The sequence below is a fragment of the bacterium genome (assembly GCA_021158245.1).
Taxonomy (GTDB): Bacteria; Zhuqueibacterota; QNDG01; order QNDG01; family QNDG01; genus QNDG01.
In genome coordinates, this window is the sequence record JAGGVB010000166.1 from 1 (window position 1) to 3,205 (window position 3,205).

4 protein-coding genes are annotated in these 3,205 nt (G+C 37.9%); 1 reads left to right on the top strand and 3 read right to left on the bottom strand.

Annotated features, from left to right (window positions below; translation table 11 throughout):
* The 3 genes from J7K93_08705 to J7K93_08715 form a co-directional block, all read right to left on the bottom strand.
* Positions 1–921: LamG domain-containing protein (locus tag J7K93_08705; GenBank protein ID MCD6117081.1), on the bottom strand; the 921-nt coding region annotated here is incomplete at its 3' end.
* A gap of 564 nt (positions 922–1,485) precedes the next feature.
* Positions 1,486–1,908: a hypothetical protein gene (locus J7K93_08710; protein MCD6117082.1), complete on the bottom strand. Its 423-nt coding sequence runs from the start codon at positions 1,906–1,908 to the stop codon at positions 1,486–1,488.
* On the bottom strand, positions 1,901–2,170 hold the full coding sequence (locus J7K93_08715; protein ID MCD6117083.1) for a nucleotidyltransferase domain-containing protein: 270 nt from the start codon (positions 2,168–2,170) through the stop codon (positions 1,901–1,903). Before J7K93_08715 ends, J7K93_08710 begins: the two co-directional genes overlap by 8 nt.
* Before the next feature lie 674 nt (positions 2,171–2,844).
* Here J7K93_08715 and J7K93_08720 point away from each other — a divergent pair.
* On the top strand, positions 2,845–3,205 hold a 361-nt coding region (locus tag J7K93_08720), incomplete at its 3' end, for a tyrosine-type recombinase/integrase (GenBank protein MCD6117084.1).

The following is a 3,205-nucleotide window of genomic DNA, read 5'->3' on the forward strand; positions in this document are numbered from 1 at the left end:
ATCTGTGAATATGTATTTTGTCCGGCCGGAAGTATTGCCCCTGCTTTTAAGAGCGTCATCGGTTTTGTATGATGAGACAATTTTCCACGGGGCTTCACTGTCTGCGGAACGCTCAAGAATAAAGCCTATATTATCGGTTTCGCTCTCAGTGACCCATTCGAGGATGATGGATCGCCCTTCGTATCGTGCGGAGAAAGAAGAAATATTCACAGGTAAAGAAAGGTCGTTCGCCAAGACCCAGGCAGCGCCGGATATGGCCCCTGTATTGGAATTGCTGCTGTTATCCGTGAGGGTAATTCCGCTGCCGTTACTCATCTTATAGTAGGCAACCAGACCCGATTCGTTCCCTGTCAGTTCTTTATTCATGTTGTCCTGTATCTCGGTTTGGGTCCGCGCGATGTTCCAGATACGCACTTCGTCAATCTTGCCATTAAAATAATTAGCGCTTGCATCATAATTCGCACCTATGGAAAGCGGAGAGGAGTCATAAGCTGTAATCGTTCCATTTGCGGCATCCGTTATGCCGGCAGCGGTGCCATTAATGTAAAAATGAATCTTATCGCCGTTATAGGTCAGTGCAACATGTGTCCATTGAGAAACCTTTGCTGTGCTGTTTGATGTACCTTCGTTCCAGCCTCCGATGTAAAGGCCGGTTTTAATTGCTCCGCTTGCAGTAAATTGCAAAGAATAGCGATTATTCGCCATAAAAACAACATCATCATATTTAAATTCATCAGCCTTTACCCAGGCTTCAATTGTTAAAGCAGATGAAACCGATTGAAATGATGCGCTGTTGGACAGAGAGACAGCGTCATTCGTGCCGTCAAACTCAAGAGCGTAATTCTGGGCGAAAAGATCTGTATCTGCAGCCAATCCTGCAATCAGCAAAAAAAGGAACAAAATATAAAATAAATTTTTCATTTCTCCTCCTTGTCTTAAATTCCCGGAGCTGCTTATAATTGTCTCTGCGGAAAAGTTTCTCTATTCGGACGATAAAGAATCTCTTCATGGAATCAAGGGCTAATGGTTTTTATCTTGAATAAAGCAGAATTTACTTGAAAAAACACCTTTCCATCTGCAAAATGATAATACACCTCATTTTATTTATTTTACTGCAAAAAGTATTCCTGCCGGGAAATCTTTATGTTTAAAGTTCTTAAGATGGTTTCCATTTTAGACTCATTGTCCTTTCCTGACTGGCGAATCAATAAATTAGTAGCTTGTAATAATAAAAACCAACAGCGACGAAAGTAAGTCGGGCAGGGAAGATTAAACAACCGGGACAGTACATCTGCGATGACTTTGTGCAGCATGCAAGGTGCGTCCGGACTTCAGGGAAAGATACATGTTTTTTGAGGTTAAAGGGGATCGTTGTTAAAGAACAAATTCAAGATTATCTTTTATTTTTCTATTGCTTTTGGGCAAGTAGACCAAGATAACCTGACGCTATGGAGCGCCTTGTTAAGTTGCCTATTGATCATTTTCTTATTTCTCTACAAATATCGAAACTTCTCCTTTGAAACCTTGATAAACCCTATTAATCTTTTCTACCAAAGGTTGTAATTTACCAGCATATAGATCAAGAGCGTAAGCATGAGAAAAAAAATGGCGAAATGCTAAATATTTACCTAATTGCATCAATGTGGCTTCGGAAATAATTCCACCCTCTTTAGCAAGATTTAATAACTCTTTATGCCATGATTCGCCTTCAGGCAGAGCAACATTTTTATCTTTCAAAATTAATTTTATAATATTTTCGATCCCATTATAAAAATTGTGCAACAAGGTAGCCACTCCAGCTAACTGCAAAAATTCAAGAAAAGGCAATTGATCAGAGGAAGGAAGTTCATTAACTAACTTTTCTATGTTTTCATATTCAGCTTCTATTTTATCTTTAAGATCAGCCATAAATTTGAATACCCTCAGAAGTAAGTATCGTAGAAAATTTTGTCTTCTTACTTATATCAACTAAATCCACAGGTTGAGAAAGGCTGAAAATCAATTCGCTGTAAAACTTAAAAAACTCTTTATCCGGAAGTCCTTCAACCGCTAAATCAATATCATGATTTTTATCGGACAATTTACTTCCTGAGCCAAATAAAACCACGCGTTTTACTTTATATTTTTGAGCAAGGTCTAAAATAGCTTTTTTATCTTTTTCAGATATCATTGTTACTCCTACCCAAATTTATTTTTATCTAAAATGATTTTAACCATTTTGTTTACAATTACTTTATGTCGCTTATAATCTAAAAATCAGCAGGGCTTCTAAGGCCTTTACCACCCTGACTAATCACATTTGTATAAATTTTCACACTGTACTGCCTGATTCGCACAGCCATACTGAATTGATTAAGCAAAGTTTTCCCTTCCAGGTAAAAACCGCAGCATTCTCAATATAATAGGCGTGTATATATATCGAAAATATAGATAAAATATTCAGGTAATGCAAGTATTATTCAAAGAGTATAGTAAAAAGTTTTACATGAAAATCCGGCAGGGAAGATTAAACAACAGGCACGGCACATCCACAGCTCGACCTTTTCATGGAAGGCCGAGGCCGTCCTCTTAGGAATGAAAAAATGAAACTGCTGATGTTGTCTGCTCATTTGTCCTCTGCATTATAAAATTTATCGTTAATCCAATTAATAGGATTATTAATAATATATTCTTTTGTTTTGTTATATTCTGTATCATTTTGGATTATATGATCGTGATAATTTGGTTGAAAAAAATGATTATTTCGATTGTATTTTGGAATATCTGGATTGTATTTATCAATATAATCGTCAATTTTTGAATTAATATCGGATTTATACCCCGCAATAAATGAGGATATTGATTTTGGTTTGCGAAATAATTTTAATTGTTGATTTGATTGCGGACGGACGGGTTGTGGGTGGGTTGATGGGGATGGGTGAACGGGGGTTGGTTGTAGAGACGCACGGCCGTGCGTCTCTACGTGCTCTTTTCGTAGTCGACAAATTATATGATAACCTGAACCGATATCTTAAGCTCCCGGAATCGCCTTCAAAAAACTCCAATTTTATGTTCCCGCCGAAACAGCATTATGACAGACCGGTATCCAACGATCGGGTCCTGAAAATAATCAAGCAGACAGCAAAAGAGGCAGGGATTAAAGAACGTATAACCCCGCATGTGCTGCGGCATACTTTTGCTACTCACATGTACGAAAAAGGCGTTC